Source organism: Streptomyces sp. NPDC058576 (assembly GCF_042718715.1).
Classification (GTDB): domain Bacteria; phylum Actinomycetota; class Actinomycetes; order Streptomycetales; family Streptomycetaceae; genus Streptomyces.
Window position 1 is genome coordinate 2,127 of the sequence record NZ_JBHXPF010000044.1, and the last position, 25,190, is coordinate 27,316.

Sequence of the window (25,190 nt, forward strand, 5' to 3'; positions counted from 1 at the left end):
GCCTCTTGTATACACCACCCGGTGGCCGCGGAACGCGTGAAGCCGGGGGCGCCCCGGGGCACCCCCCGCGGCCCCGCCTCCGTCCGTGTGCGCGTCCGCGTCAGCCGCGCGGCACCGCGCCGCCCGAGGCCGCGTCGATCACCGTGCGATCGGCCAGCGGCTTCTCCAGCGTCACCGTCCGGGTCAGCTCCTTGGCGATCATGATGCAGGCCTTCTTGTCCTCCTGCGGCTTCTCCGTGACCGAGATCCGCACCTGGCCCGCACTCTCCTTCGCGGTCGCCGTGTACGTACTGCACACGCCGCCCCAGAAGGTCACCTCAAGGGTCCGCCCGTCCGCCCCGTACGAGGTCACCTTCCGGTCCCCGGACGGCGTCGCCGGTGCATCCGGCTTCTCGATGAACTCCGGGTCCACCGCGACCTGCGAGACCGTGTTCTCCGGGCCGCCCGGCGCCTGGCGGACCGTGAAGAGCCAGGACGGCACCAGCGTCTGCCGGCCGTCCACGTAGTTCAGCGCGAGACCGAACACCGCGTCCTCGACCGTCTGCGTCACCGGCGCCCGCTTGCCGTTCGACGGCACGCACTGCGGCTCGGAGGGGGCCTTCTGTTCACCCTCCAGCGGTACGGGAGTGGCGCAGCCGCCGATGTCCCGGCCCCCGTCGCCCTTCCCCCGGTTCACCGCGTTCAGCTGCTTCAGCGCCTCGTCCGCGCCGACCGCGGGGTAGACGGCGCCCTTCTCCAGCGCCTTCAGATGTCCGCTGCCGCCGGTCACCTTGCCGTCCGGGCCCACCTGGACACCGGTCGACCAGCCGTACGTCGGGAGTCCGTCGATCTCCGGATCGGCGTTCACCACGCGGACGCCGCCCATCAGCTGGCCCGCGTCGAGCGCCGCGTCGTCCTGTCCGGCCGCCTTGAGCACCGGGGCCGCGGCCGCCTTCGCCGCCTTCTCGCTCACCGGATCGCCGCCCGGCTCCGAGGCCCCGTCGCCCGGCTCCGTGGGCCCGTTCGCGCACATCTTCCCCGGCTCGCAGGGCTTGGGCGGGGTGGTGCGGGCGAACGTCCAGGTGCCCGGGGCCTGCTTCGTCACCTTCAGGAGGGCGCCGGGGCCGTCGTCGTCGCCGACCACCCAGGACGTGCCCTCGGCGCGCGGTGAGCCCGGGATGCCCAGCGCCTTCGCCAGCCGGGCGACCTCGGCCGACGCGACCGTGCCCCTGGCCTCGTGGACCGCCGCCTCGTCCGGGCCGTCGGGGAGATCGCCCGCGGCCCGGTAGACCACGGGCGGCCCGCCCGGATCCGGTTCGCCGGGGGCGATGCCCGGGGGAGGGGAGTCCGAGGCCGAGGACCTGGAGCCCGTGTCGGCCGCGGCGGCGTCCAGGGCGAGCGGCGGGGCCTCGCCCTTCGCCGCCGCACCGCTCTCCGCCCTGCCGCCGTCCGAGGCGGTCGAGGCCCAGTACGCCCCGCCGCCGCCGGCCAGGAGCACGGCCGCGGCCACCGAGGCCACCGCGAGCGGCGGACGCCGCCGCCGGGTGCCGGTCACGTCGTTGTCGGGTCGCTCGGTGCTCACCGGATCGCTCCTTCGACTGCGTTGCCGTCGCGGTGTCCGCCGCGTGTCCCCGGGGCGGGGACACCGGTGGGACGGAGCAGAGGAGCGTGCGGTTCCACCGGCCGGGCGCGGCCCGGGTCCGGACGCCGTGCGGTTCCGGCCGCGGCGGGCACGAGAAAGGCCGAAACCTGGCGCCGTCCAGCCGGGCCCGGCCCCTCCTCAGTCGCCGTACTCGGACATCGCGTCGATCAGCCGCGCCGACGAGGGCGGGACCCTCACCCCGCTGATCAGGGACGGCTGCACCGGGGCCGGGGCGCTCTTCACCGGCGCCGTCCAGTGGGGCGCCATCCGCGCGCAGTCACCGCGCAGTGCGGCCAGGCTCAATTCCGACTCGGGCAATGCGGTGTGCTTCGACATATCCGCACCGTAACCACGGTCGCGCTCAGGTAGAAAGCCCTACTATCGGGTAGTTTTCCCTTTTCCTGGTGGTCGGCCCACCCGGTAGCGTGAACTGTCACGTCGTCCCGGAGGGCGCACTCACGGCCCTTCGCCTTCCGCAGGAGCAGTCTCCCCGTGCGTATTGCAGTCACCGGCTCGATCGCCACTGACCACCTCATGACCTTCCCCGGCCGCTTCGCCGACCAGCTGGTCGCGGATCAGCTGCACACGGTCTCCCTCTCCTTCCTGGTCGACAACCTCGATGTGCGCCGGGGCGGTGTCGCCGCCAACATCTGCTTCGGGATGGGGCTGCTCGGCACCGAGCCGATCCTCGTGGGCGCCGCGGGATCCGACTTCGACGAGTACCGCGCCTGGCTCGACCGGCACGGCGTCGAGACCGGTTCGGTCCGCATCTCCGAGGTCCTGCACACCGCCCGCTTCGTCTGCACCACCGACGCCGACCACAACCAGATCGGCTCCTTCTACACGGGCGCGATGAGCGAGGCCCGCCTCATCGAGCTGAAGAACGTCGCCGACCGTGTCGGCGGCCTGGACCTCGTCTCCATCGGAGCCGACGACCCCGAGGCGATGCTCCGCCATACCGAGGAGTGCCGCTCCCGGAACATCCCGTTCGCCGCGGACTTCTCGCAGCAGATCGCGCGGATGGACGGCGACGAGATCCGCATCCTCCTCGACGGCGCCACCTACCTCTTCTCCAACGAGTACGAGAAGGGGCTCATCGAGTCCAAGACCGGCTGGAGCGACGAGCAGATCCTCGCCAAGGTCGGCCACCGTGTCACCACCCTCGGCGCCCGCGGTGTCCGGATCGAGCGGGTCGGCGAGCCGGTCATCGAGGTCGGCTGCCCCGAGGAGGACACCAAGGCCGACCCCACCGGCGTCGGCGACGCCTTCCGGGCCGGGTTCCTCTCCGGTCTCGCCTGGGGCGTCAGCCTGGAGCGCGCCGCCCAGGTCGGCTGCATGCTCGCCACCCTGGTCATCGAGACGGTCGGCACCCAGGAGTACACCCTGCGCCGCACCACCTTCATCGACCGCTTCACCAAGGCGTACGGCCACGAGGCCGCCGCCGAGGTCCAGCAGCACCTGGCCTGATCAGGCGAGCCGGCGGACCACATAGGCAGAACCGCGGTCCGCCGGCTCCTCGCCCACGTACTCCTGACCCCGCATCTCGCACCAGGCCGGGATGTCCAGGCGCGCCGCCTCGTCGTCGGCGAGCACCGTCAGCGTGGCGCCCACCGCTACCTCCCCGATCACCTTTGCGAGTTCGATCACCGGGATCGGGCAGCGGCGGCCCAGCGCGTCCACCACCAGGGACGTGACGGGCTCGGTGGAGCGAGGTGCGGAGACCGGGGCGCCGAGCCGCTCGCGCACCTCGGCGACCACCCCGGGCAGGATCTCCAGGAAGCGGTCCACGTCCACCCCGGCCGTGCCCGGCGGCAGCGACACCCGTACGTTCCCCTCCGAGAGCACGCCCATCGCCTTGAGCACATGGCTCGGCATCAGGGTGCTGCTCGTGCAGGACGAACCGGACGATACGGAGAATTCCCTCCGGTCCAGCTCATGCAGCAGGGTCTCCCCGTCGACATAGAGACAGGAGAAGGTGACCAGATGCGGCAGTCGCCGCTCCGGATCGCCCACCACCTCGACATCGGGGACCCGCTCGGGCACCACGGTCCGGATCCGGTCGACCAGGGCCCGCAGCCGCGCCGCCTCCGCCTGTGCCTCGTCCCGTACCGCACGCAGCGAAGCCGCCGCCGCCACGATCGCCGGCAGGTTCTCGAACCCCGGTGCCCGCCCCGACTCCCGCTCCCCGGAGGGGCCTTGGGGTGAGAAGCGCGTCCCCTTGCGGACCGCGAGCAGCCCGACCCCGGCCGGCCCGCCCCACTTGTGCGCGCTCGCCGTCAGCAGCGACCAGCCCGCCGGGACCGGCCCCCAGCCGAGCGACTGGGCCGCGTCCACCAGCAGCGGCACCCCGGCCTCCGCGCAGCGCGCGGCCACCTCGGCCACCGGCTGCTCGGTGCCCACCTCGTGGTTGGCCGACTGGAGGCAGGCCAGCGCGGTGTCCGCCCGCAGCGCCGCGCCGTACGCCGCCGGATCCACCGCCCCGAAGCGGTCCACCGGGACCTCGGTGAACGAGCCGCCCACCGCCTCGTGGGCCGCCGCCGAATGGAGTACCGACGAGTGTTCGACCGCCGAGAGGGCCAGATGGCGGCCGACACGCCGACGCCCCGAAAGAGCCCCGGCAATTCCCGCGTGCACCGCCGTCGTCCCCGACGAGGTGAAGACCAGCTCGTCGGCGCGGCATCCGACGGCCTCCGCGGCGGCCTCCCGGGCCGCGTCCAGGAGCAGCCTGGCCCGCCGCCCCTCCCGGTACAGCCGGGCGGGATCGGCCCAGCCCTCGTCGAGCGCGGCAAGCAGCGCCTGGCGTGCGACGGGGTGCAGGGGGGCGGCGGAGGCGGCATCGAAGTAGGGCACCCCGCCACGCTAGCCCGCACCCGGCCCCACCTCGCCGGGGGCCGCTCCCGGCGGGCGGGCGAGGGGGCGTCAGATGAGGGTCGGAGGCGCGCATTCCACCCCAAGGGGGTGTCGGGCGGCGCGTTGGGCACCCTCCCCGCGCGACCCCAAATAGCGTCCAGTAGGGTTTGGTCCGCATAAACATCCAAACCCCTGCCCGCGTCAGGGCCGGCGACCGACCAGAGACATACGGGCGCGCCGACCGTGCGGGCGAGACTCTCGGGAAGGCGCTACGTGAGTCCCAACGGCTCCGACCGCTCGTCGCGGCGCCCGATGCGGCGGAAGCTGCCGCAGGTGCTGACTGCGGGCCTGGTCCTGGCGACGGCCTCCGGTTGTTCATACAACTGGGAGGATTTTCCCCGCCTGGGAATGCCCACTCCGGTTACGGAAGAGGCCCCTCGGATCCTCTCCCTCTGGCAAGGCTCGTGGGCGGCAGCGCTCGTCACGGGTGTCCTTGTCTGGGGGCTGATCCTCTGGAGCGTCTTCTTCCACCGGCGTAGCCGGACCAAGGTGGAGGTACCTCCGCAGACCAGGTACAACATGCCCATCGAGGCGTTGTACACAGTGGTTCCCCTCATCATCGTCTCGGTGCTCTTCTACTTCACCGCGCGAGACGAGTCGAAGCTCCTCGAGCTCTCCGACAAGCCCGCCCACACCGTCAACGTGGTCGGCTTCCAGTGGAGCTGGGGCTTCAACTACATCGAGAAGGTGGATGGCCAGCCCGCGGCGGGCCCCGAGGTCCCCAAGGAGCTCGACGCCATCCCCAACCGGTTCCGCGATGACTTCCCCGAAGGCGCCGGCGGCGTCTACGACGTGGGCATCCCCGGAACCCGCAACCCGCAGAACGGCAACCCGGGTCCGACCCTGTGGCTGCCGAAGGGCGAGAAGGTCCGCTTCATCCTGACTTCGCGGGACGTCATCCACTCCTTCTGGGTGGTGCCGTTCCTCATGAAGCAGGACGTCATCCCGGGCCACACCAACGCGTTCGAGGTCACTCCCAACCGGGAGGGCACCTTCATGGGCAAGTGCGCCGAGCTCTGTGGCGCCGACCACTCCCGGATGCTCTTCAACGTCAAGGTCGTCTCCCCGGAGCGTTACCAGCAGCACCTCAAGGAGCTTGCTGAGAAGGGTCAGACGGGCTACGTGCCGGCAGGCATCGCGCAGACGGACCCGGCCAGGAATGCGGAGAAGAACCAACTGTGAGCATCCTCAACGAACCTCAGGGTGCCGCTCCGGCAGACGACTCGTACGAGGACGAGCTGCCCGTGCGGCGCAAGCAGCCGGGAAACATCGTCGTGACGTGGCTGACCACCACCGACCACAAGACGATCGGTACGCTCTACCTGGTCACGTCGTTCGTGTTCTTCTGCATCGGCGGACTCATGGCGCTCTTCATGCGCGCCGAGCTGGCCCGTCCGGGTACGCAGATCATGTCGAACGAGCAGTTCAACCAGGCGTTCACGATGCACGGCACGATCATGCTGCTGATGTTCGCGACGCCGCTGTTCGCCGGATTCGCGAACTGGATCATGCCGCTGCAGATCGGCGCGCCCGACGTGGCGTTCCCGCGGCTGAACATGTTCGCGTACTGGCTGTACCTCTTCGGCTCGCTCATCGCGGTGGCCGGCTTCCTCACCCCGCAGGGTGCGGCCGACTTCGGCTGGTTCGCCTACTCCCCGCTCTCGGACGCGGTCCGTTCGCCGGGCGTCGGCGCCGACATGTGGATCATGGGTCTGGCCTTCTCCGGCTTCGGCACGATCCTCGGCTCGGTCAACTTCATCACCACGATCATCTGCATGCGCGCACCCGGCATGACGATGTTCCGCATGCCGATCTTCACCTGGAACGTCCTGCTGACCGGTGTCCTGGTCCTGCTGGCCTTCCCGGTCCTGGCAGCCGCGCTCTTCGCGCTGGAGGCCGACCGTAAATTCGGCGCGCATATCTTCGACGCGGCCAACGGCGGCGCATTGCTCTGGCAACACCTCTTCTGGTTCTTCGGCCATCCAGAGGTGTACATCATCGCCCTACCGTTCTTCGGAATCATTTCCGAGGTCATCCCGGTATTCAGCCGCAAGCCGATGTTCGGCTACATCGGTCTGATCTCCGCGACGATCGCCATCGCCGGCCTCTCCGTGACGGTGTGGGCGCACCACATGTACGTCACGGGCGGTGTGCTGCTGCCGTTCTTCTCCTTCATGACGTTCCTCATCGCCGTGCCAACGGGTGTGAAGTTCTTCAACTGGATCGGCACGATGTGGAAGGGGTCGTTGTCCTTCGAGACACCGATGCTCTGGGCCGTCGGCTTCCTGATCACCTTCACCTTCGGTGGTCTGACCGGCGTCATCCTCGCCTCGCCCCCGATGGACTTCCACGTCTCCGACTCGTACTTCGTCGTCGCGCACTTCCACTACGTCATCTTCGGCACCGTGGTCTTCGCGATGTTCTCCGGATTCCACTTCTGGTGGCCGAAGTTCACCGGCAAGATGCTGGACGAGCGGCTCGGCAAGATCACGTTCTGGACGCTGTTCGTGGGCTTCCACGGCACGTTCCTGGTGCAGCACTGGCTCGGTGCCGAGGGCATGCCGCGTCGTTACGCGGACTATCTCGACGCCGACGGCTTCACCGCGCTGAACACGATCTCGACGATCTCCTCGTTCCTGCTCGGCCTGTCGATGCTCCCGTTCTTCTACAACGTCTGGAAGACCGCGAAGTACGGCAAGAAGATCGAGGTCGACGACCCGTGGGGCTACGGCCGTTCGCTGGAGTGGGCGACCTCCTGCCCGCCGCCGCGGCACAACTTCCTCACCCTGCCGCGGATCCGTTCCGAATCCCCGGCGTTCGACCTGCACCACCCGGAGATCACGGCGCTGGAGCAGCTCGGCCATGACTCCGAGTCGGACAAGGCCCTCGCCGGCGGCAAGGAGGCAGGCAAGTGAAGATCCAGGGACAGATGTTCATCTGGCTGAGCGTCTTCATCCTCGCCATGGCCGTCGTGTACGGCGTGTGGTCCAAGGAGCCGGTCGGCACCACGGCCCTCTTCCTGGCCTTCGGGCTGTCCATCATGATCGGCTTCTACCTGGCCTTCACGGCCAACCGGGTCGACGCGATGGCCCAGGACAACAAGGAGGCGGACGTCGCCGACGAGGCCGGCGAGCTGGGGTTCTTCTCCCCGCACAGCTGGCAGCCGCTCTCCCTGGCGGTCGGCGGAGCCTTCGCCTTCCTGGGCGTCGTCTTCGGCTGGTGGCTGCTCTACTTCTCCGCCCCCCTGCTCCTGATCGGCCTCTTCGGCTGGGTCTTCGAGTACTACCGGGGCGAGAACCGCACCCAGTGAGACGGCACCCCGTGCCACCGCCCAGGCGGTGACACGCGGTACACCACGAAAGGCCCGCGTCGCCCACAGCGACGCGGGCCTTTCGCTCGTTTGCAGTCATTGAACGCGCTGGAACGGATGAACCTTCCTAGCGTGGACCGCATGAACCACACGCCGCGCATGCGCACCGTAGTGAGCTGCACCCTCCTGGTCGTGACCCTCGCAGCGGGTGCGACCGCCTGTGGCTCGCCCGACGGCCACCCGCTCTCCACGAAGCCTTACGACGCGGGCGACCAGGTCTCCTTCAACGGCCCGTCCAAGAAGGAGAAGGCCGACCCCGACAAGCCCCTGGAAGTCACCGTCAAGGGTGACGACGGGCGCATCACCGACGTCAGCGCCGTGGACACCGGCGGCCGCCACCTCGCGGGAGAGCTCTCCGCCGACGGGAAGCGCTGGCGCTCCACCGCCCCGCTCGCGGCCGGCACCGGATACACCGTCAGGGTCGCCACCGAGAACAGCGACGGCGCCCCAGGCGTCCGTACGCTCTCCTTCGACACCTCCTCGCCCAAGAAGCTGCTGAAGGTCGCCTTCGGCCCGGAGGCGGGCACCTACGGCGTCGGACAGCCCATCACGGCGGAACTCAGCGCTCCGATCACCGACAAGGCGGCCAGGGCCACCGTCGAGCGCGCCCTGAAGGTCCGCTCCACCCCGGCGGTCACCGGCTCCTGGTACTGGGTCGACGACAAGAAGCTGCACTTCCGCCCGAAGGAGTACTGGCCCGCGAACGCGACCATCGAGGTGCGCTCCAACCTGGCGGGCATCAAGGTCACCAACGCGCTCTACGGAGCCGAGGCCAAGCCCCTCAAGCTCGCCACCGGAGACCGGATCGAGGCCGTCACCGACGCCTCGGACCACTCCATGACGGTGCTCCGCAACGGAGAAGTGATCAACACCCTTCCGGTCACCACCGGCAAGCCCGGCTTCTCGACCCGCAACGGGGTCAAGGTGGTGCTCGCCAAGGAGCAGTTCGTCCGCATGCGCGGCGAGAGCATCGGCATCGCCGCCGGCTCCTCGGAGTCGTACGACCTGCCGGTCTACTGGGCCACCCGGGTGACCTGGAGCGGCGAGTACGTCCACGCCGCCCCCTGGTCCACCGGCTCCCAGGGCAACGCCAACGTCAGCCACGGCTGCACCGGCATGAGCACCAGCAACGCCGAATGGTTCTTCGACACCGTGCGCGAGGGGGACATCGTCAAGGTCATCGGCAGCGAGGGCGAGGACATGGACCCGTTCGGCAACGGGTTCGGCGACTGGAACCTCTCCTGGGAGAAGTGGCAGCAGGGCAGCGCCCTGCACGAAGGGGCGCCGGACAGCCCGCAGACGCTCCAGGCCGCCCGGCTGCGTCCTCACGTCTGACCGGGAGTGCCCCGCGACGCGGGAACGTCCCTCAGCGGGGCACAGGAGCCCCTCAGGCCTCCACGGCGAGCCGGCGGCGCAACAGCGCCGCCAGCGCGTCGGGGAACTCCACCGGGTCCACCGGGAGCGTCACAGCGGACTCCGCGCGGCTCCAGGTGGCCAGCCACGCGTCCTGCGGGCGGCCGATCAGCAGGAGCACCGGCGGGCAGTGGAAGATCTCGTCCTTGATCTGGCGGCAGACGCCCATGCCGCCGACGGGAGCCGTCTCCCCGTCCAGCACACAGACGTCGATCCCGCCGCCGTCCAGCGCCGCCAGCACGGCCGGAAGCGTCGCGCACTCCAGGAACTCCACCGGTGGGACGTCCGCGGCAGGCCTGCGACCGGCTGCCAGCCTCACCTGCTCGCGGATGTTGGCGTCGTCGCTGTAGACCAGGACCGTGGCGGTCGCCTGCATTGTTCCTCCGTGACATCGGCGTCGTCGGGGCTCTCGGGGCATGAACCGATGCGCGGATCGTACTCCGCCCGACCGGCCGTCAGCACCGGTAATGACGACGATTCGATGGGCCGTTCGGCGCAGGGCAGGACCCCTGCAGACGGTACGGACACACCGAACGGCACCCCCCGGGGTGAGGGCGGGATAAGCGACCGACATAATGTCGGTCGTGGCGACAGCAACGACAGTAGAAACCGGGCACGCGCACCCGTCGGTCAATCGGCCGAACCTCACCAGCGTCGGAACCATCATCTGGTTGAGTTCCGAGCTGATGTTCTTCGCGGCCCTCTTCGCGATGTACTTCACCCTGCGATCGGTGATGGGACCCGATTACTGGAAGGAGATGTCCGACCATCTGAACTTCCCGTTCTCGGCGACGAACACCACGATCCTGGTGCTCTCCTCACTCACCTGCCAGCTCGGCGTCTTCGCCGCCGAGCGGGGCGATGTGAAGAAGCTCCGCACCTGGTTCATCATCACGTTCGTGATGGGTGCGATCTTCATCGGCGGCCAGGTCCTGGAGTACACCGAGCTGGTCAAGGACGCGGGGCTCTCCCTCTCGTCCGACCCCTACGGCTCGGTGTTCTACCTGACCACCGGCTTCCACGGTCTGCACGTGACAGGCGGTCTCATCGCCTTCCTGCTGGTCCTCGGCAGAACGTACGCGGCCAAGAGGTTCACCCACGATCAGGCCACCGCCGCCATCGTCGTGTCCTACTACTGGCACTTCGTCGATGTCGTATGGATCGGCCTGTTCGCAACGATCTACATGATCAAGTAACCGGGCTCGCACCCGCCCACCATCGACGCAGAAGATCCTGACACCGGGGTAATCCGTGAAAAAGCTCTCCGCACGACGACGCCATCCGCTGGCGGCGGTCGTCGTACTACTCCTCGCGCTGGCGGCCACCGGGGGGCTGTACGCCGCGTTCGCGCCTGCGGGCAAGGCGCAGGCCGATGAAACCGCCCAGTCCCTCGCCATCGAAGAGGGCAAGAAGCTCTACGCCGTAGGCTGCGCCAGCTGCCACGGAACCGGCGGTCAGGGCACCACCGACGGGCCGTCCCTCGTGGGCGTGGGCTCCGCCGCCGTCGACTTCCAGGTCGGTACGGGCCGTATGCCGGCGCAGCAGCCGGGCGCCCAGGTACCGAAGAAGAAGGTCATCTACACCCAGGCGGAGATCGACCAGCTCGCGGCGTACATCTCGTCGCTCGGCGCCGGTCCGGTCACGCCGACCGACAAGCAGGTCGACCCGGCGGGCGCGGACGTCGCCAACGGTGGCGAACTGTTCCGCACCAACTGCGCCCAGTGCCACAACTTCACCGGTAAGGGCGGAGCCCTGACCGAGGGCAAGTACGCGCCCGACCTCGAAGGCGTGAGCCCGAAGCACATCTACGAGGCCATGCAGACCGGCCCGCAGAGCATGCCCTCCTTCCCCGACACGACGATGCCGGAGCAGGAGAAGAAGGACATCATCGCGTACATCGAGTCCGTGAACGGTGACGAGACGGAGAACCCCGGCGGTCTGGCCCTCGGCGGTCTCGGTCCGGTCAGCGAAGGTCTGTTCGCCTGGATCTTCGGACTCGGCGCGCTCGTCGCAGTCGCCGTTTGGGTCGCGGCCCACACCGCTAAGGCCAAGAAGTCATGAGTAGCCAACAGATTCCAGAAGACAGCCTGCCTGTGGTGCAGGAGACCGCGCACGGCGCGGTCGAGGGTACGGACGACCCGTTCGCCGACCCGGGGCTGCCGGCCCACCAGCCGCGCATCCAGGACCTCGACGAACGCGCCGCGAACCGCTCCGAGCGGGCCGTCGCGCTGATGTTCACCCTCTCGATGCTGGCGACGGTGGGCTTCATCGCCTCCTACGTCATCTTCCCGGTGGACAAGATCGTCTACATCTGGCCCTTCGGCCATGTGAGCGCGCTCAACTTCTCCCTGGGTCTCACCCTGGGCGCCGCGCTCTTCTTCATCGGCGCGGGAGCCGTCCACTGGGCGCGCACCCTGATGTCCGACGTCGAGGTCGCCGCCGAGCGTCACCCGATCGAGGCGGCGCCCGAGGTCAAGGCCCAGGTCATGGCCGACTTCGCGGCCGGCGCCGAGGAGTCCGCGATCGGCCGCCGCAAGCTGATCCGCACCACCATGTTCGGTGCGCTGGCCCTGGTGCCGCTCTCCGGCGTGGTCCTGCTGCGCGACCTCGGTCCGCTGCCGGAGAAGAAGCTCCGGACCACTCTGTGGGCCGAGGGCAAGCAGCTCATCAACATGAACACGATGAAGCCGCTGCGCCCCGAGCAGATCACCGTCGGGTCGCTGGCCTTCGCCATGCCCGAGGGGCTCGACCCGGAGGCGCACGACTTCCAGACGCAGATGGGCAAGGCCGCCCTGATGATCATCCGCATCGAGCCGGACGACATCAAGGACAAGCGCCAGCGTGACTGGGCCCACGAGGGCATCGTCGCGTTCTCCAAGATCTGCACCCACGTCGGCTGCCCGATCAGCCTGTACGAGCAGCAGACGCATCACGTGCTCTGCCCGTGCCACCAGTCCACCTTCGACCTCTCCGACGGCGCTCGCGTCATCTTCGGTCCGGCCGGCCACCCCCTTCCGCAGCTGCGGATCGGTGTCAACAGCGAGGGCAACCTCGAGGCGCTCGGCGACTTCGACGAGCCCGTCGGTGCTGCCTTCTGGGAGCGCGGATGAGTACTGCGACGAAAAACCCCTCCGCCGCCGAACCGGCGAGCGGGCGCAAGGCTCCGGCCGGCGAGCGGGTGGCCGACTGGGCGGACGGCCGGCTGGGCATCTACGGCCTCGCCAAGGCCAACATGCGCAAGATCTTCCCGGACCACTGGTCCTTCATGCTCGGTGAGGTCTGCCTCTACAGCTTCATCATCATCATCCTCACGGGTGTGTATCTGACGCTGTTCTTCCAGCCGAGCATGGGCGAGATCGTCTACCACGGTCCGTACGAGCCCATGCAGGGCATCCGGATGTCCGAGGCCTACGCCTCGACCCTGAAGATCAGCTTCGAGGTCCGCGGTGGTCTGCTCGTGCGGCAGATCCACCACTGGGCCGCGCTGATCTTCCTGGCCGGCATGTTCGTGCACATGTGCCGTGTCTTCTTCACGGGCGCCTTCCGCAAGCCGCGTGAGATCAACTGGCTCTTCGGCTTCCTGCTGTTCGTGCTGGGCATGTTCACCGGCTTCACCGGCTACTCCCTCCCGGACGACCTGCTCTCCGGTACGGGTGTCCGCTTCACCCAGGGCGCGATCCTGTCCGTGCCGATCGTCGGCACGTACATCTCGATGTTCCTGTTCGGCGGCGAGTTCCCCGGCCACGACTTCGTGGCCCGGTTCTACTCGATCCACATCCTGCTGCTGCCGGGCATCATGCTCGGCCTGCTCGTGGCCCACCTGATCCTGGTCTTCTACCACAAGCACACGCAGTTCGCGGGTCCCGGCCGGACCAACAAGAACGTCGTCGGCATGCCGCTGCTGCCCGTGTACATGGCGAAGGCCGGAGGGTTCTTCTTCCTCGTCTTCGGCGTCATCGCGGTCATCTCGGCCATCGCCACGATCAACCCGATCTGGGCGCTCGGTCCGTACCGCGTCGATCAGGTGTCCACCGGCGCCCAGCCCGACTGGTACATGGGCTTCGCCGAGGGGCTGGTCCGGGTGATGCCGGGCTGGGAGATCAACCTGTGGGGCCACACGCTCGCGCTGGGCGTGTTCATCCCGCTGGTCCTCTTCGGCCTGATCCTCACCCTGCCCGCGGTGTACCCGTTCATCGAGTCCTGGGTCACCGGGGACAAGCGCGAGCACCACATCCTGGACCGCCCGCGCAACGCCCCGACCCGTACGGGCCTCGGCGTCGCCTGGGTCACGGCCTACTTCATCGGCCTCGTCGGCGGTGGAAACGACCTGTGGGCCACGCACTTCCACTTGTCGCTGAACTCCATCTCCTGGTTCGTCCGGATCTTCTTCTTCGTCGGACCGGTCATCGCGTTCATCGTCACCAAGCGGATCTGCCTCGGCCTCCAGCGCCGCGACCGGGAGAAGGTGCTGCACGGACGCGAGTCCGGCATCATCAAGCGCCTGCCGCACGGTGAGTTCGTCGAGATCCACGAGCCGCTCAGCCCCGGGCAGCTGCACACGCTCACGGCGCACGAGCAGTACAAGCCGCTCGAACTCGGCCCCGCGGTCGACGAGAACGGCGTCAAGCGCAAGATCTCCCCGGTGCAGAAGCTGCGCGCCAAGCTCAGCAAGGGGTACTTCGGCGAGGGGAACCAGATCCCCAAGGCCACCCCCGAGGAGTACAAGGAGATCAGCGAGGGCCACGGCCACCACTGATCCCCTGACCTGATCGCCACCGTGAGAGCCCCGTCCATTCGATGGACGGGGCTCTTCGCGGTCCCCCCGGCTGGATAGGGTGGGGCCATCTTCCTGACCGGCTGTGGACCCTGGAGCGGACCATGAACGTTGTGACCCCGAACGGCGGCGACAGCGTGGCGGACCGTTCCTGGCCCGGCCTCCTGAACCCCCTCCTGCGCGGCGAGAACCTCAGCTCCGAGGAGACCGCCTGGGCCATGGACCGCATCATGAGCGGCGAGGCCACCGACGCGCAGATCGCCGGGTTCGCCGTCGCGCTGCGGGCCAAGGGGGAGACCGTCGACGAGGTCACCGGCCTGGTCCGCGCGATGTACGCCCACGCCAACACCATCCAGGTGCCGGGGCGGACCGTCGACATCGTCGGCACCGGCGGCGACCTCGCCAAGACGGTCAACATCTCGACCATGTCCGCGATCGTCATCGCCGGCACCGGCGCCAAGGTCGTCAAGCACGGCAACCGGGCCGCCTCCTCCGCGAGCGGCTCCTCCGACGTGCTGGAGAAGCTCGGCGTCAACCTGGAGCTGACCCCGCAGCGGGTCGTCGAGGTCGCCGAGCAGGCGGGCATCACCTTCTGCTTCGCCGTGAAGTTCCACCCCGCCCTGCGGTACGCCGCCAAGGCCCGCAAGGAACTCGGCGCGCAGACCACGTTCAACATCCTGGGCCCCCTCACCAACCCGGCCCAGGTCCGTGCCCAGGCGGTCGGCGTCGCCGACGCCCGGATGGCGCCCATCGTCGCGGGCGTGCTCGCCGACCGGGGCAACTCCGCCCTGGTCTTCCGGGGCGACGACGGGCTCGACGAGCTGACCACCACCGCCACCTCCCGGGTCTGGGTGGTCCGCGACGGCGCGGTCCGCGAGGAGCCCTTCGACCCGCGCGACGTGGGGCTGCCCATCGTCCCCGTCGAGGCGCTGCGCGGCGCCGACGCCTCGTACAACGCCGATGTGGCCCGCCGCCTGCTGGACGGCGAGGGCGGCGCGGTGCGGGAGGCGGTGCTGCTCAATTCGGCGGCGGCCCTGGTCGCCCTGGACCCGGGCCCCGGCACGCTGACGGAACAGCTCGCGGCGAAGATCCTCGTCGCGGCCGAGGCCATCGACTCGGGGGCCGCCAAGCGGGCGCTGGAGCGCTGGGTGGCGGCCAGCAACGCCTGAGCGCGACGGGAAGACACCTCCGGAGCACACGGTGTGACGCAGGGCGCGGTCCGGATGCCGGACTGCGCCCTTGCGCGTGTGCATACGTATGGCAAGATGCTGCGCAGGTCATGAGTGACAGCGACTACGGCCCCGGCCCGCTGTCCGGCAACCCTCCGTCCGTGGCGGGGTGCCCCGGGTGAAGACCAGGCCGTAGGCAGCGAGGTCTGCGGCAAGCGCGGGCCCCTCGGCATCCAGCGGATGCCAGCCCCCGGGGTCCTGGTCCCTAGGGAGCCTTCTGTGAGCAAGCGAATGCGCTAGGGCACGTCCCAGGGCTTTTTCCCGCCCTGAGCTGACCGCCCTTCTTCCGCGCACCCTTCTTTCCTTCCTTCTCCGCGCCGCCGCGTAACCGCAGGCGCGCAGATTTCGCCTGCCTGTTACGGGAGTTCGCCATGTCTGTCCCCACCGCTGCCCTCGACTCGTCGGTTTGTGCCCCGCTGCCCGTTCTGGGCCAGGACGTCACCGTTCCGCTCGTCACCGGCGGTGAGGTCACCTACGCCGCGCTCGACTACGCCGCCAGCGCCCCGGCCCTCCAGCGGGTCTGGGACGACGTCGCCGCCTACGCCCCGTACTACGGCAGCGTCCACCGCGGCGCCGGCTACCTCTCGCAGCTCTCCACCGACCTCTTCGAGAACAGCCGCCGCACGGTCGCGGAGTTCCTCGGCTGCCGCGCGGAGGACCAGGTGGTCTTCACCCGCTCCACGACCGACTCCCTCAACCTGCTGGCCGCCGCGATCCCCGCCGACTGCCAGGTCTTCGTCTACGAGACCGAGCACCACGCGTCCCTGCTGCCCTGGCGCGACGCCCAGGTCACCTACCTCAACGCGCCCCGCACCCCGGGCCAGGCCGTCGAGGCACTGGAGCGCGCGCTCGCCGACCGCGACCCCTACGGGCCCGCCCTCGTCTGCGTCACCGGCGCGTCCAACGTGACCGGCGAGCTGTGGCCGGTGAGGGAACTGGCCGCCGCCGCCCACGCGCACGGCGCGCGCATCGTCCTGGACGCCGCGCAGCTCGCCCCGCACCACCCGGTGGACATCGCCGAACTGGACGTCGACTGGGTCGCGTTCTCCGGCCACAAGCTGTACGCGCCCTTCGGCTCGGGAGTCCTGGCCGGCCGCGCCGACTGGCTCCAGGCGGCCGAGCCGTACCTCGCCGGCGGCGGAGCGTCCCGCAAGGTGGCCCGGCGCGCCGACGGCGGGGTGGACGTCGACTGGCACACCACCGCCGCCCGTCACGAGGCCGGTTCGCCCAACGTCATCGGGGTCTACTCCATCGCCTCCGCCTGCAAGGCCCTCACCGAAGCGGGCTTCGACTCCCTGGTCGCCCGGGAGCAGGAGCTGGTGTCCCGGGTCCGTGCGGGGCTGGCCGAGGTCCCCGAGGTGCAGGTGCTCTCGCTGTTCGGCGACGACGCGCCCCGGGTCGGCGTCATCTCCTTCGTGGTGCGCGGCTGGAACAGCTCGCACTTCGCCGCCGCCCTCTCCGCCGAGTACGGCATCGGCGTGCGCGACGGACTCTTCTGCGCCCACCCGCTCGTGCGCACCCTGCTCGGCAGCGACCCGCAGGACCCGGGCGAGTGCGGCGCGCCGGAGGCCGAGCCGGGCGAGCGGTCCCTGAACGCGATCCGCGTCAGCTTCGGGGCCGGCACGCCCGACGAGCACATCGACCGGTTCCTGCGGGCGGTCTCCGAGCTGGTCCGCGAGGGCGCCCAGTGGAACTACCGCACCGAGGACGGCCGCTGCGTCCCGGACCGCGGCGAGGCCGCGCAGGTCTGAGGACGCCGGCGTCACGAAAACACCTCGGCCGGGGACGGGCGCGCTGCCCGTCCCCGGCCGAAGGATGCCGGGGCTACGCGTCGAGGCCGATGGCGAACGCGGCTTCCAGGTCGTGCTGGGAGTACGTACGGAACGCCACATGGGTGTCGGTCCCCTCGACCCCAGGGATCTTGCTGATCCGGCCGGGGATGACATCGGCGAGGTCATCGTGCTTGGCGACCCGGACCATGGCGATCAGGTCGTAGGTGCCGGTGACGGAGAAGACCTCGCTGACGCTGTCCAGCGCGGCGATGGCCTCGGCGATCTCCGGAATCCGGTCCACGCTGGTCTTGATGAGCACGATCGCGGTGATCACGGCTGGCTGTCTCCCTCGGTGGCCGTGGCTGGAACCTTCACTCTAGCCCTCCGCCCATAGCGCACCCACGCGTACAGGAACCCGGCCGCGAACCCCGCCACATGCGCCAGATACGCCACCCCCGGCCCGGCGTCCGCGGCCTGGGCCGCCGCCCACTGGAGCCCGAACCAGAAGACCAGCACGATCCAGGCCGGGAAGCGCAGCGGCAGGAAGAAGAGGAACGGGAACAGGCTGGTCACCCGTGCCTTCGGGAAGAGGTACAGGAAGCCGCCGAGCACCGCGGAGATCGCCCCCGACGCCCCGACCAGCGTCTGCTCGGAGTCCGCGTGCGCCGCCGCGTAACAGACCAGCGCCACATAGCCGCATCCCAGGTAGAACAGCGCGAACCGCACCCGCCCCATGCGCTCCTCGGCCATCGCGCCGAACACGTACAGGAACAGCAGGTTCCCCAGCAGGTGCAGCCAGCTGCCGTGCACGAACAGCGCGGTGAACGGCGTGATCAGCGCAGGTGCGGAGCCCTCCCACAGCTCGGCGGGGATCACCCCCCACCGCTCGAAGTACGCACTCTGCGCGGCGAGCAGCGCCTCCTCGCTCCGGTGGGCGGCGCCGCCGAACCCGGAGAGCGGGCTGATCAGGAAGGTCACCGCGCAGACGGCGATCAGTCCGTACGTGACCGGGGCGCCGCTGGAGGCCGCCGCGTCCCGGATCCTCCCGGCCGTGGTCCGCCAGTCGCCCTGTCGCCACTCGATCATGTACAGAGCATGACGTAACGGTGGAGAACGGGAGGGAACGCCTCGCCGTGCCGATGCCTATACGCGAGGCCGTAGGGTTACGCCAGGACTTCCGCAGTTCGACGGCGCACCGCGAGATCCTTGACGTAGACAGGTGGAGTCGCGGCGGCGCGCCCGGCGCGGGCTCCTGGAAACGACGAAAGAGGACGCAAACGATGACGACGGTTCCCCTGCCGACCGAATCGACCCGCTGGCGCTGCACCCTGTGCGGCAACCTCACGCGCTTCGACGTGACCCGTTCCTCCAAGGTCGTGGAGTACGTGCACCTCGACCTGGCCGGTGAGTCGAGTGTCGAGGAGCGGGAGGTCGTCAGTGAGACCATCGAGTCGGTCCGCTGTCGTTGGTGCAACGCGGTGGACCAGATCGAACTGGTGGACAGGCCGGGTGCCGCTTCCTGAGGGAGCGCACCCTTCGACATATCTATGGGGTGACGGACGGTGGATCAGCCGACCAGCGGCGCCGGACCGGCCGATGAGGCCGACGGCGGCGCAGAGGCGCTCGGCCGTCCGCTGCCCGAGGGTGTCCGACGGCGGGTGGTCGCGCTGGTCTCGGACGCCTTCGGCGGACTGACCGTCTCCGAACTGCCCGCCCAGCTACGGCAGTACGCCCGGTTCACCCCGACCCGGCGGGCGAAGTTCGCGGGGAACGCGATGGCCGCCGCGCTGGAGAGCGACGCCGTCTTCCGGCAGCGGATCGGTGAGCGGCTCGGCCAGTCCCAGCCCGAACTGACCGGCGCGCTGGAGGCGGGCTCGCCGCCCGCCGCCGCCGATCCCCTGGATGTGGCCGCGGCCGCCTATGTGCTGCGCCCGGTCGGCTGGGTCAAGCTGGTCGAGGCGGCCGGCGAGGAGGTCCAGCGGGCCGACGCGGAACGGGCGGACGAGGAGACCCGGCGCGAACTGGAGCACCTGCGCGAGGAGCTGGAGCGGGCCCGCGCCCACACCCGCACCGACACCGAGCGGCTGCGCGCCGAGCTGGAGACGGCCCGCAAGGAGGCCGAGTCGCTGCACCGCAAGCTGCGCAGCGCGCTCAGCGAGGTGAAGCGCGGCGAGGCCGCCCTGCGCCGCAGCGCCGCCGACGCCGACACCGTGCGGGCCGAGTCGGCCGCCCAGCTCTCCGCCGTGGAGAGCGAGTCGCGCCGGCTCAAGGGGCGGCTGGGGGAGGCCGAGGCGGCCCTGGAGGCGAGCCGGCGGGCCGCCCGCGAGGGCCGCTCGGTGGAGGACATGCGGCTGCGACTGCTCCTGGACACCGTGCTGGACGCCGCATCGGGGCTGCGGCGGGAGCTGGCGCTCCCCCCGGCGACGACGCATCCCGCCGACACGGTGGACGCGGTGGAACCGGGCCGGATGTCGCCCAAGGACATTGCCGCCCGGGCTCTTTCGGAGACGGACCCGGCGCTGCTGGACCAACTGCTGGCGCTGCCGCAGGCCCACCTCATCGTGGACGGCTACAACGTCACCAAGACCGGCTATCCCCAGATGCCGCTGGAGAAGCAGCGGTTGCGGCTGCTGGGCGGCCTCTCGGTGCTCGCGGCGCAGACCGGCGCCGAGATGACCTGTGTATTCGACGGCGCCGAGCTGGCCGCCCCGGTGCTGCTGGCGCCGCCGCGGGGGGTGCGGGTGCTGTTCAGCAAGCCCGGGGTCACCGCGGACGAGCTGATCCGTCAACTGGCCCGCGCGGAACCGCCGGGGCGGCCCGTCGTGGTCGTCTCCACCGACCGCGAGGTGGCGGACGGCGTGGCCAAGGCCGGTGCGCGGCCGGTCGCGTCCGTCTTGCTCCTCAAGCGCCTTTCGCGCGTCTAGCGGGATATGGGCGGCATGTGTGTCATGCCGGATTTCTGGGAACGTACCGTCAAGTCGCCGCTACACGCGGTGGGGTGAGAGCAAAGAAGTGCCTGGTGTGACGAGAAAAATCCTGTGAGGATTTGAACTGATCACAAGATGGTCACTAGGGTCAGGCCTCGAACCTTCGCACGGTTGATCACCCACTCGGGGTGACGGCGAAGGAACCGCCGAGTCCGTCATGTGTACGGAGCCGGGGATTCTTTCCCCCACAGCCCGGTAGGCGGCTCTGAGGAAGAAGGAGCTCGCCTTCGTGGCGTCCCACCGTCGTCCCAAGCAGCCGAGCCGCACCCGCGTGACCGTGCTCACCGCGACCGCCGCCGCGGCCGTGGCCCTGACCTCCCAGGCCGCCCACGCCGACCCCAAGCCGAGCAAGAACGAAGTCAAGGCGAAGGTCGACAAGCTCTACCACGAGGCCGAGGCGGCCACCGAGAAGTACAACGGGGCCAAGGAGCAGCAGGACAACCTGAAGAAGGAAGTCGACGCGCTCCAGGACAAGGTCGCCCGCGGCCAGGCCGAGCTCAACACGCTCCGCACCGAGCTGGGTTCGATCGCCACCGCGCAGTACCGCTCCGGCGGCATCGACCCCTCGGTCGCCCTCTTCCTCGCCTCGGACCCGGACAGCTTCCTGGACCAGGCCTCCGCGCTCGACCAGCTGACGGTCAAGCAGACGGAGTCGCTGCAGAAGATCCAGTCCAAGCAGCGCACTCTCGCCCAGCAGCGCAAGGAAGCCCAGGACAAGCTCGGCGACCTCGCCGACGTCCGCAAGGCGCTCGGCGAGAACAAGAAGAAGTACCAGGGCAAGCTGGCCGACGCCCAGCAGCTCCTCAACACGCTGACGCAGGCCGAGCGGGCCAAGATGCAGCAGGACGAGCAGCGCGCCAGCCGCGCCGCCAGCGACCGGGTCGAACTCGGCAACGAGGCCCCCGCGTCCGGCCGTGGAGCAGCCGCCCTGAGCGCCGCCGCCACCCAGATCGGCAAGCCGTACGTCTCCGGCGGCTCCGGCCCCAACTCCTACGACTGCTCCGGGCTGACGCAGTGGGCCTTCGCCCAGGCCGGCGTCTCCATCACCCGGACCACGTACACCCAGCAGAACGACGGCCAGCGGATCGGCCGCAGCCAGCTCAAGCCGGGCGACCTGGTCTTCTTCAACGGCCTGTCGCACGTCGGCTTCTACGCCGGCAACAACCAGATCCTGCACGCCCCGAAGCCGGGCACCGTCGTCCGCTACGAGTCGATGGACTACATGGGCACCTTCCAGTTCGGCGTCCGCATCTGACCGTGGAGCGCCGTACGGCACGCCACGGCACGCCCGAACGAGGGAATCGCCGCGCACCACGCTGACGCCCCGCCCCGCCGGAGACCAAGGTCACCGGCGGGGCGGCGGCGTTCGGCCCCCTTTCCGTCACCGGCGCGGTCTTTGGCCGGCGCGTAGTCGTCCGATTACTGTCTGGCTGCTGTGCAGCTCCCGGACTCCGTCCGCCCGCCCCGGGCGGCAGGGGCTGCGCACCACCGCGTCAGCGGAAGGGAGTGCGGCTACCTGTGGTGTCCCATCGCCGTTCCACACAGTCCGGCTTCAACAGAGGCGTCCGGGTCACGGTCATCTCGGCGGCCGCCGCCACCGCGGCCGCCACCCTGACCGGGGCCCCGGCGAGCGCCGACCCGAAGGACACCCGGGAGAGCGCCAAGGCCGCCGTCGACCGCCTCTACGAGCAGGCCGAGCGGGCCACCGAGCGATACAACGAGGCCGGTGAGCGGGTGGACCGGCTGCGCGGCGAGGCCGACCGCGCCCAGGACGCCACGGCCCGGGGCCAGGAGCGCGTCAACGACATGCGCAACGCGCTCGGCGCGATGGCGGGCGCCCAGTACCGCACCGGCTCCATCGACCCGGCGGTCGCCCTGCTGCTCTCCGCAGACCCGGACACCTATCTGGAGCAGGCCGCCGCCCTCGACCGGGCCGGCGCCCGCCAGGCGATGACCCTGGACAAGCTGCGGCACGCCCAGCGCAAGCTGGCCCAGACCCGCGCCGAGACCACCCGTGCCCTGACCGACCTGGAACGCAACCGGGCGGCCGTCACCCGTCACAAACGCGCTGTCGAGTCCAAGCTCCGCGAGGCCCGCCGGCTGCTGGACTCGCTGCCGCCCGAGGAACGCGCCTCCTTCGACCGGGCCTCCCGCTCCGGCCGCGAAGGACTGCCCGACCTCTCCGGCGTCGCCCCCGGCTCGGGCCGCGCGATGTCCGCCGTGGCCGCCGCCCACCAGGCGCTCGGGAGACCCTACGTCTGGGGGGCCAACGGGCCCTCCGGATTCGACTGTTCCGGCCTGATGCAGTGGGCCTACGCCCAGGCCGGGGTGAGCCTGCCCCGCACCTCCCAGGCCCAGCGCCACGCGGGCCGCACGGTGCCCCTCTCCCAGGCGCGCCCCGGCGACCTGGTCGCCTACCGGGCGGACGCCAGCCACATCGGCATGTACGTCGGCAACGGCCAGGTCATCCACGCCCCGTATCCGGGCGCACCGGTCCGCTACGATCCGGTCGGCATGATGCCCGTCTCCTCGGTCACCCGGATCTGACCGTACGATCGGCAGGGTGGCCGGACGAGGACGTGACGCGCGTGGGGGAGGCCCCCGGGGACGGCGGCGTGCGGCGGGCCTGCTGCTCGCCGCGCTCCTGACCGCGTCCGCCTGCGCGGCTCCCGTCGCCCCGGACACCTTCCTCACCACCCGCGCCCTCGACGCCACCCTGGAGCGCCGCGCGGCGGCCGTCCTCGCCCACGACCCGGTGGGCTACCTCGACGGCCTCGCCCCGGACGCCGCGAAGCTGCGGGCCGCCCAGCGCACCGAGCTGGACCGGCTCGCCGACGTGCCGCTGAAGTCCTGGACGTACGACGTCAAGGGCATCACCGAGCAGGACGGGCAGTGGGCCACCGCCGAGGTGGAGCTGCGCTACCGGATCGACGGGTACGACACCGCCCCGGTCGCCACCCGCCGCGTCCTGGAGCTGATGCGCGACGGCGAGCGCTGGTACATCACCGAGGACCGGCCCGCCAAGGGTGCCTCGGGGCAGTTGTGGCAGCAGGGGGACGTGGAGGTCGTCGAGGGCGCTCACAGCATCGTCCTGGGCGTCGGACGGGGCGAGGAGGAGCTGCGCCGGATCGCCGACACCGTGGACCTCGCCGTCCCGGCCGTCTCGGACGCCTGGCCGCGCCCCTGGAACCAGCGGGTGGTGGTCCTCGTCCCGGACTCCGTCGAGTCGATGGCGGGCCTGCTGGGCTCGCCGGAAGCCAGCTACCGGGGCATCGCCGCCGTCACCACCGGCGAGGTCGGCGGCACCGGGAAGAGCCCGGCCCTCGCCGACCGGGTGATCGTCAACCCGCAGGCGTACGCCACCCTGGGCAGCTTCGGGCAGCGGATCGTCCTGACCCATGAGACGACCCATGTCGCCACCCGGACCAGCACCTCCACGGCCACCCCGGTCTGGCTCTCCGAGGGCTTCGCCGACTGGACCGCCTACCGGGGCGAGGACCGCGCCGCCGACACCGTCGCCCCCGAGCTGGCCGAGGCCGTCCGCAGCGGCAGGACCCCGGCCGAACTCCCCGCCGACCCGGACTTCGGCTTCGACGGCGACCCGGCGAAGCTCGCGGGGGCGTACGAAGGCGGCTGGCTGGCCTGCGAGCTGATCGCGGAGCGGTGGGGCAAGGAGAAGCTGATCGCCTTCTACGAGGCCGTCGGAGCGCACGACGGGCGCGAGGGAGCGGTGGAGCAGGCCCTGAAGGCCGTGCTCGACACCACCCCCGAGCAGTTCACCGCCGACTGGCGCGACTACCTCGCCACCCGGCTCGGCTGACCCCCGACCGCGCTCACCGCGGCCTCGCCGCCCGGTCTCCCCGGCACCGTCGACCGCCACAGCCGCCGTGCCGCGATCAGCGAGGCCGCCACCAGCAGCCCGTTCCGTACGAACAGGAGCGTCACGCCCCACGCGTCGCTCGCCACCACATGGCCGAAGCCGATCGGGAACTCCAGCAGCGTCACCCCCGCCGCCACCAGCACCAGGACCGCGGGCAGAGTCATCGCCGCGCCCCGGAACACCAGGCACACAGCGGCCAGTCCGACCAGCCACACCACGTACTGCGGGCTGATCACCCGGCTGGTGACCGTGAACAGCAGCACCGCCGTGAACGCCGCCTCGGCCGGGGTACGCGCCGCGAACCGGCGGGCCCGCAGCCGCCACAGCAGCAGCCAGCCCAGCGCCAGGGCCGCGAGCCCCAGCGCCAGCGCCGACACCAGCTCCACCTGCGGTCCGACGAACTCCACCGAGCCGTAGCGCAGCTCCACCCGCCCCTCCCAGCCGAACCGCCGCGCCAGGTGGAAGACCAGCGCCCCCAGCGACTCGATCTCGGTGCCCCGGTCCCGCTGGAAGGCCAGAAAGCCGAACGCCCCCGGCATCCACAGCGCGAACGCCGCCGCGAGCCCCGCCGCGCTCAGCGCCGCCGAGGCCCAGGCCGCCCGCGTCGGACGGCCCTTGCGCACCCCCACCAGCAGCAGCGCCGGCCACCCCTTCAGCAGCGCCCCGAACGCGGCCAGCGCCCCCAGCGCCCGGGGCCTGCGCACGCCCGCCAGCAGCGCCGCCACCGCGACCGCCGTCACCATCAGGTCGTAGCGGGCGTAGACCGTCGGCCCCAGCAGCGGCACCCCCACGACCCACACCCACGCACCCGCCGTCCTTGTGCCGGGCCGCCGCCCCGCGTACAGCAGCAGCCCCAGCACCAACGCGTCGCAGACCAGCACCAGCACGAAGAACGCGGTCGCGTACTCCCAGAACGGCAGCAGGGCCGGGGAGAGGATCGCCAGGGCCGCCCCGGGCGGGTACTGCCAGGTGACGTCGTCCAGCGGGAACGTGCCGGTCAGCAGGACCTCGTACCAGGACCGGTAGATCGCCGACACGTCCACCGTGACGTCCGGGCCGGGCACCGTGACCACTTTGAACACGCAGGCCAGCAGCCAGGCCCGGGTCAGCGCCCACACCGCGTACGGCCACGGCCCCGCCCCGGTGGGTGTTCGTCCCGTCATCGCCGTCCGTCCCAATCGTCGCTCGTATCCGGCCGGGTTCCAGGCGGCTCATGATGCCGCCGGGGGAGAGC

23 protein-coding genes and 1 riboswitch are annotated in these 25,190 nt (G+C 70.5%); of the genes, 16 read left to right on the forward strand and 7 right to left on the reverse strand.

Annotated features, from left to right (window positions below; translation table 11 throughout):
- Window positions 1-100 precede the first annotated feature (100 nt).
- Window positions 101-1,561 (reverse strand): hypothetical protein, encoded by a 1,461-nt coding sequence (locus tag ACFWRV_RS26215; protein WP_384338191.1) that lies wholly within the window; start codon window positions 1,559-1,561, stop codon window positions 101-103.
- A 198-nt stretch (window positions 1,562-1,759) separates the two neighbouring features.
- On the reverse strand, window positions 1,760-1,957 hold the full coding sequence (locus tag ACFWRV_RS26220; protein ID WP_384338192.1) for a hypothetical protein: 198 nt from the start codon (window positions 1,955-1,957) through the stop codon (window positions 1,760-1,762).
- Between the two features lie 156 nt (window positions 1,958-2,113).
- Here ACFWRV_RS26220 and ACFWRV_RS26225 point away from each other — a divergent pair, with 156 nt between their 5' ends.
- Window positions 2,114-3,088 carry a carbohydrate kinase family protein gene (locus tag ACFWRV_RS26225; protein ID WP_384338193.1) on the forward strand — a complete coding sequence of 325 codons (975 nt, stop codon included), beginning with the start codon at window positions 2,114-2,116 and terminating at the stop codon, window positions 3,086-3,088.
- Here ACFWRV_RS26225 and ACFWRV_RS26230 read toward each other — a convergent pair whose 3' ends face one another.
- Window positions 3,089-4,471, reverse strand: coding sequence for a cysteine desulfurase/sulfurtransferase TusA family protein (locus tag ACFWRV_RS26230; protein WP_384338194.1), 1,383 nt, complete (start codon window positions 4,469-4,471; stop codon window positions 3,089-3,091). It abuts the gene before it with no gap.
- A gap of 273 nt (window positions 4,472-4,744) precedes the next feature.
- Here ACFWRV_RS26230 and coxB point away from each other — a divergent pair, with 273 nt between their 5' ends.
- From coxB to ACFWRV_RS26250, 4 genes are all read left to right on the forward strand, one after another.
- Window positions 4,745-5,713, forward strand: a complete 969-nt coding sequence (coxB, locus tag ACFWRV_RS26235) for a cytochrome c oxidase subunit II (protein ID WP_384338195.1) — start codon at window positions 4,745-4,747, stop codon at window positions 5,711-5,713.
- Window positions 5,710-7,446 carry a cytochrome c oxidase subunit I gene (gene ctaD, locus ACFWRV_RS26240; RefSeq protein WP_384338196.1) on the forward strand — a complete coding sequence of 579 codons (1,737 nt, stop codon included), beginning with the start codon at window positions 5,710-5,712 and terminating at the stop codon, window positions 7,444-7,446. Before coxB ends, ctaD begins: the two co-directional genes overlap by 4 nt.
- Window positions 7,443-7,841, forward strand: a complete 399-nt coding sequence (locus tag ACFWRV_RS26245) for a cytochrome c oxidase subunit 4 (protein ID WP_384338197.1) — start codon at window positions 7,443-7,445, stop codon at window positions 7,839-7,841. The genes ctaD and ACFWRV_RS26245 overlap by 4 nt, the downstream gene beginning before the upstream one ends.
- Window positions 7,842-7,982: 141 nt before the next feature.
- Entirely contained in the window at window positions 7,983-9,236 is a 1,254-nt protein-coding gene (locus tag ACFWRV_RS26250) for an Ig-like domain-containing protein (RefSeq protein WP_384338198.1), read from the forward strand.
- Between the two features lie 52 nt (window positions 9,237-9,288).
- On the opposite strand, the gene ACFWRV_RS26255 is transcribed toward ACFWRV_RS26250, so the two are convergent.
- Window positions 9,289-9,690, reverse strand: a complete 402-nt coding sequence (locus ACFWRV_RS26255) for a hypothetical protein (RefSeq protein ID WP_384338199.1) — start codon at window positions 9,688-9,690, stop codon at window positions 9,289-9,291.
- 199 nt (window positions 9,691-9,889) lie between these two features.
- Between ACFWRV_RS26255 and ACFWRV_RS26260 the strand changes: the two genes are divergently transcribed.
- From ACFWRV_RS26260 to ACFWRV_RS26285, 6 genes are all read left to right on the forward strand, one after another.
- Entirely contained in the window at window positions 9,890-10,510 is a 621-nt protein-coding gene (locus tag ACFWRV_RS26260) for a heme-copper oxidase subunit III (RefSeq protein WP_003969635.1), read from the forward strand.
- A gap of 55 nt (window positions 10,511-10,565) precedes the next feature.
- Complete coding sequence (locus ACFWRV_RS26265) at window positions 10,566-11,375, forward strand: c-type cytochrome (RefSeq protein WP_384338200.1); 810 nt, start codon at window positions 10,566-10,568, stop codon at window positions 11,373-11,375.
- On the forward strand, window positions 11,372-12,424 hold the full coding sequence (locus ACFWRV_RS26270; RefSeq protein WP_384338201.1) for a Rieske 2Fe-2S domain-containing protein: 1,053 nt from the start codon (window positions 11,372-11,374) through the stop codon (window positions 12,422-12,424). Before ACFWRV_RS26265 ends, ACFWRV_RS26270 begins: the two co-directional genes overlap by 4 nt.
- A complete protein-coding gene (locus tag ACFWRV_RS26275) occupies window positions 12,421-14,070 on the forward strand; it encodes a cytochrome bc complex cytochrome b subunit (protein ID WP_384338202.1) in 1,650 nt (549 codons plus the stop codon). The genes ACFWRV_RS26270 and ACFWRV_RS26275 overlap by 4 nt, the downstream gene beginning before the upstream one ends.
- A 122-nt stretch (window positions 14,071-14,192) precedes the next feature.
- Window positions 14,193-15,257, forward strand: a complete 1,065-nt coding sequence (trpD, locus tag ACFWRV_RS26280; protein WP_384338203.1) for an anthranilate phosphoribosyltransferase — start codon at window positions 14,193-14,195, stop codon at window positions 15,255-15,257.
- A 106-nt stretch (window positions 15,258-15,363) separates the two neighbouring features.
- Window positions 15,364-15,481, forward strand: a riboswitch (SAM riboswitch).
- A gap of 207 nt (window positions 15,482-15,688) precedes the next feature.
- Window positions 15,689-17,068 carry an aminotransferase class V-fold PLP-dependent enzyme gene (locus ACFWRV_RS26285; protein ID WP_384338204.1) on the forward strand — a complete coding sequence of 460 codons (1,380 nt, stop codon included), beginning with the start codon at window positions 15,689-15,691 and terminating at the stop codon, window positions 17,066-17,068.
- A 73-nt stretch (window positions 17,069-17,141) separates the two neighbouring features.
- On the opposite strand, the gene ACFWRV_RS26290 is transcribed toward ACFWRV_RS26285, so the two are convergent.
- Together ACFWRV_RS26290 and ACFWRV_RS26295 are read right to left on the reverse strand one after the other, a co-directional pair.
- Complete coding sequence (locus tag ACFWRV_RS26290; protein WP_007451244.1) at window positions 17,142-17,423, reverse strand: Lrp/AsnC family transcriptional regulator; 282 nt, start codon at window positions 17,421-17,423, stop codon at window positions 17,142-17,144.
- The gene (locus ACFWRV_RS26295; protein WP_384338205.1) at window positions 17,420-18,175 is read right to left on the reverse strand and encodes a rhomboid family intramembrane serine protease; all 756 of its coding nucleotides are present in this window, start codon (window positions 18,173-18,175) and stop codon (window positions 17,420-17,422) included. The genes ACFWRV_RS26290 and ACFWRV_RS26295 overlap by 4 nt, the downstream gene beginning before the upstream one ends.
- 194 nt (window positions 18,176-18,369) lie before the next feature.
- Between ACFWRV_RS26295 and ACFWRV_RS26300 the strand changes: the two genes are divergently transcribed.
- The 5 genes from ACFWRV_RS26300 (at window position 18,370) to ACFWRV_RS26320 (ending at window position 23,896) form a co-directional block, all read left to right on the forward strand.
- Window positions 18,370-18,612, forward strand: a complete 243-nt coding sequence (locus ACFWRV_RS26300; protein ID WP_384338206.1) for a hypothetical protein — start codon at window positions 18,370-18,372, stop codon at window positions 18,610-18,612.
- Between the two features lie 39 nt (window positions 18,613-18,651).
- Window positions 18,652-20,013, forward strand: coding sequence for an NYN domain-containing protein (locus ACFWRV_RS26305; RefSeq protein WP_384338207.1), 1,362 nt, complete (start codon window positions 18,652-18,654; stop codon window positions 20,011-20,013).
- A gap of 292 nt (window positions 20,014-20,305) precedes the next feature.
- Entirely contained in the window at window positions 20,306-21,331 is a 1,026-nt protein-coding gene (locus tag ACFWRV_RS26310; RefSeq protein ID WP_384338208.1) for an NlpC/P60 family protein, read from the forward strand.
- Window positions 21,332-21,594: 263 nt separating this feature from the next.
- Entirely contained in the window at window positions 21,595-22,623 is a 1,029-nt protein-coding gene (locus tag ACFWRV_RS26315; RefSeq protein ID WP_384338209.1) for an NlpC/P60 family protein, read from the forward strand.
- Window positions 22,624-22,639: 16 nt separating this feature from the next.
- The gene (locus tag ACFWRV_RS26320) at window positions 22,640-23,896 is read left to right on the forward strand and encodes a hypothetical protein (RefSeq protein ID WP_384338210.1); all 1,257 of its coding nucleotides are present in this window, start codon (window positions 22,640-22,642) and stop codon (window positions 23,894-23,896) included.
- Here ACFWRV_RS26320 and ACFWRV_RS26325 read toward each other — a convergent pair.
- Window positions 23,872-25,119, reverse strand: coding sequence for a glycosyltransferase 87 family protein (locus tag ACFWRV_RS26325; RefSeq protein ID WP_384338211.1), 1,248 nt, complete (start codon window positions 25,117-25,119; stop codon window positions 23,872-23,874). The genes ACFWRV_RS26320 and ACFWRV_RS26325 overlap by 25 nt on opposite strands.
- Window positions 25,120-25,190: the final 71 nt, after the last annotated feature.

What these genes read in the sequence shown, in the direction of transcription:
- ACFWRV_RS26270 (WP_384338201.1), top strand. Translation starts at nt 11,372, where the DNA reads ATGAGTAGCCAACAGATTCCAGAAGACAGCCTGCCTGTGGTGCAGGAG.
- ACFWRV_RS26220 (WP_384338192.1), bottom strand. Translation starts at nt 1,957, where the DNA reads ATGTCGAAGCACACCGCATTGCCCGAGTCGGAATTGAGCCTGGCCGCA.
- ACFWRV_RS26285 (WP_384338204.1), top strand. Translation starts at nt 15,689, where the DNA reads ATGTCTGTCCCCACCGCTGCCCTCGACTCGTCGGTTTGTGCCCCGCTG.
- ACFWRV_RS26250 (WP_384338198.1), top strand. Translation starts at nt 7,983, where the DNA reads ATGAACCACACGCCGCGCATGCGCACCGTAGTGAGCTGCACCCTCCTG.
- ACFWRV_RS26300 (WP_384338206.1), top strand. Translation starts at nt 18,370, where the DNA reads ATGACGACGGTTCCCCTGCCGACCGAATCGACCCGCTGGCGCTGCACC.
- ACFWRV_RS26325 (WP_384338211.1), bottom strand. Translation starts at nt 25,119, where the DNA reads ATGACGGGACGAACACCCACCGGGGCGGGGCCGTGGCCGTACGCGGTG.
- ACFWRV_RS26295 (WP_384338205.1), bottom strand. Translation starts at nt 18,175, where the DNA reads ATGATCGAGTGGCGACAGGGCGACTGGCGGACCACGGCCGGGAGGATC.
- ACFWRV_RS26260 (WP_003969635.1), top strand. Translation starts at nt 9,890, where the DNA reads ATGTCGGTCGTGGCGACAGCAACGACAGTAGAAACCGGGCACGCGCAC.
- ACFWRV_RS26255 (WP_384338199.1), bottom strand. Translation starts at nt 9,690, where the DNA reads ATGCAGGCGACCGCCACGGTCCTGGTCTACAGCGACGACGCCAACATC.
- ACFWRV_RS26275 (WP_384338202.1), top strand. Translation starts at nt 12,421, where the DNA reads ATGAGTACTGCGACGAAAAACCCCTCCGCCGCCGAACCGGCGAGCGGG.
- trpD (WP_384338203.1), top strand. Translation starts at nt 14,193, where the DNA reads ATGAACGTTGTGACCCCGAACGGCGGCGACAGCGTGGCGGACCGTTCC.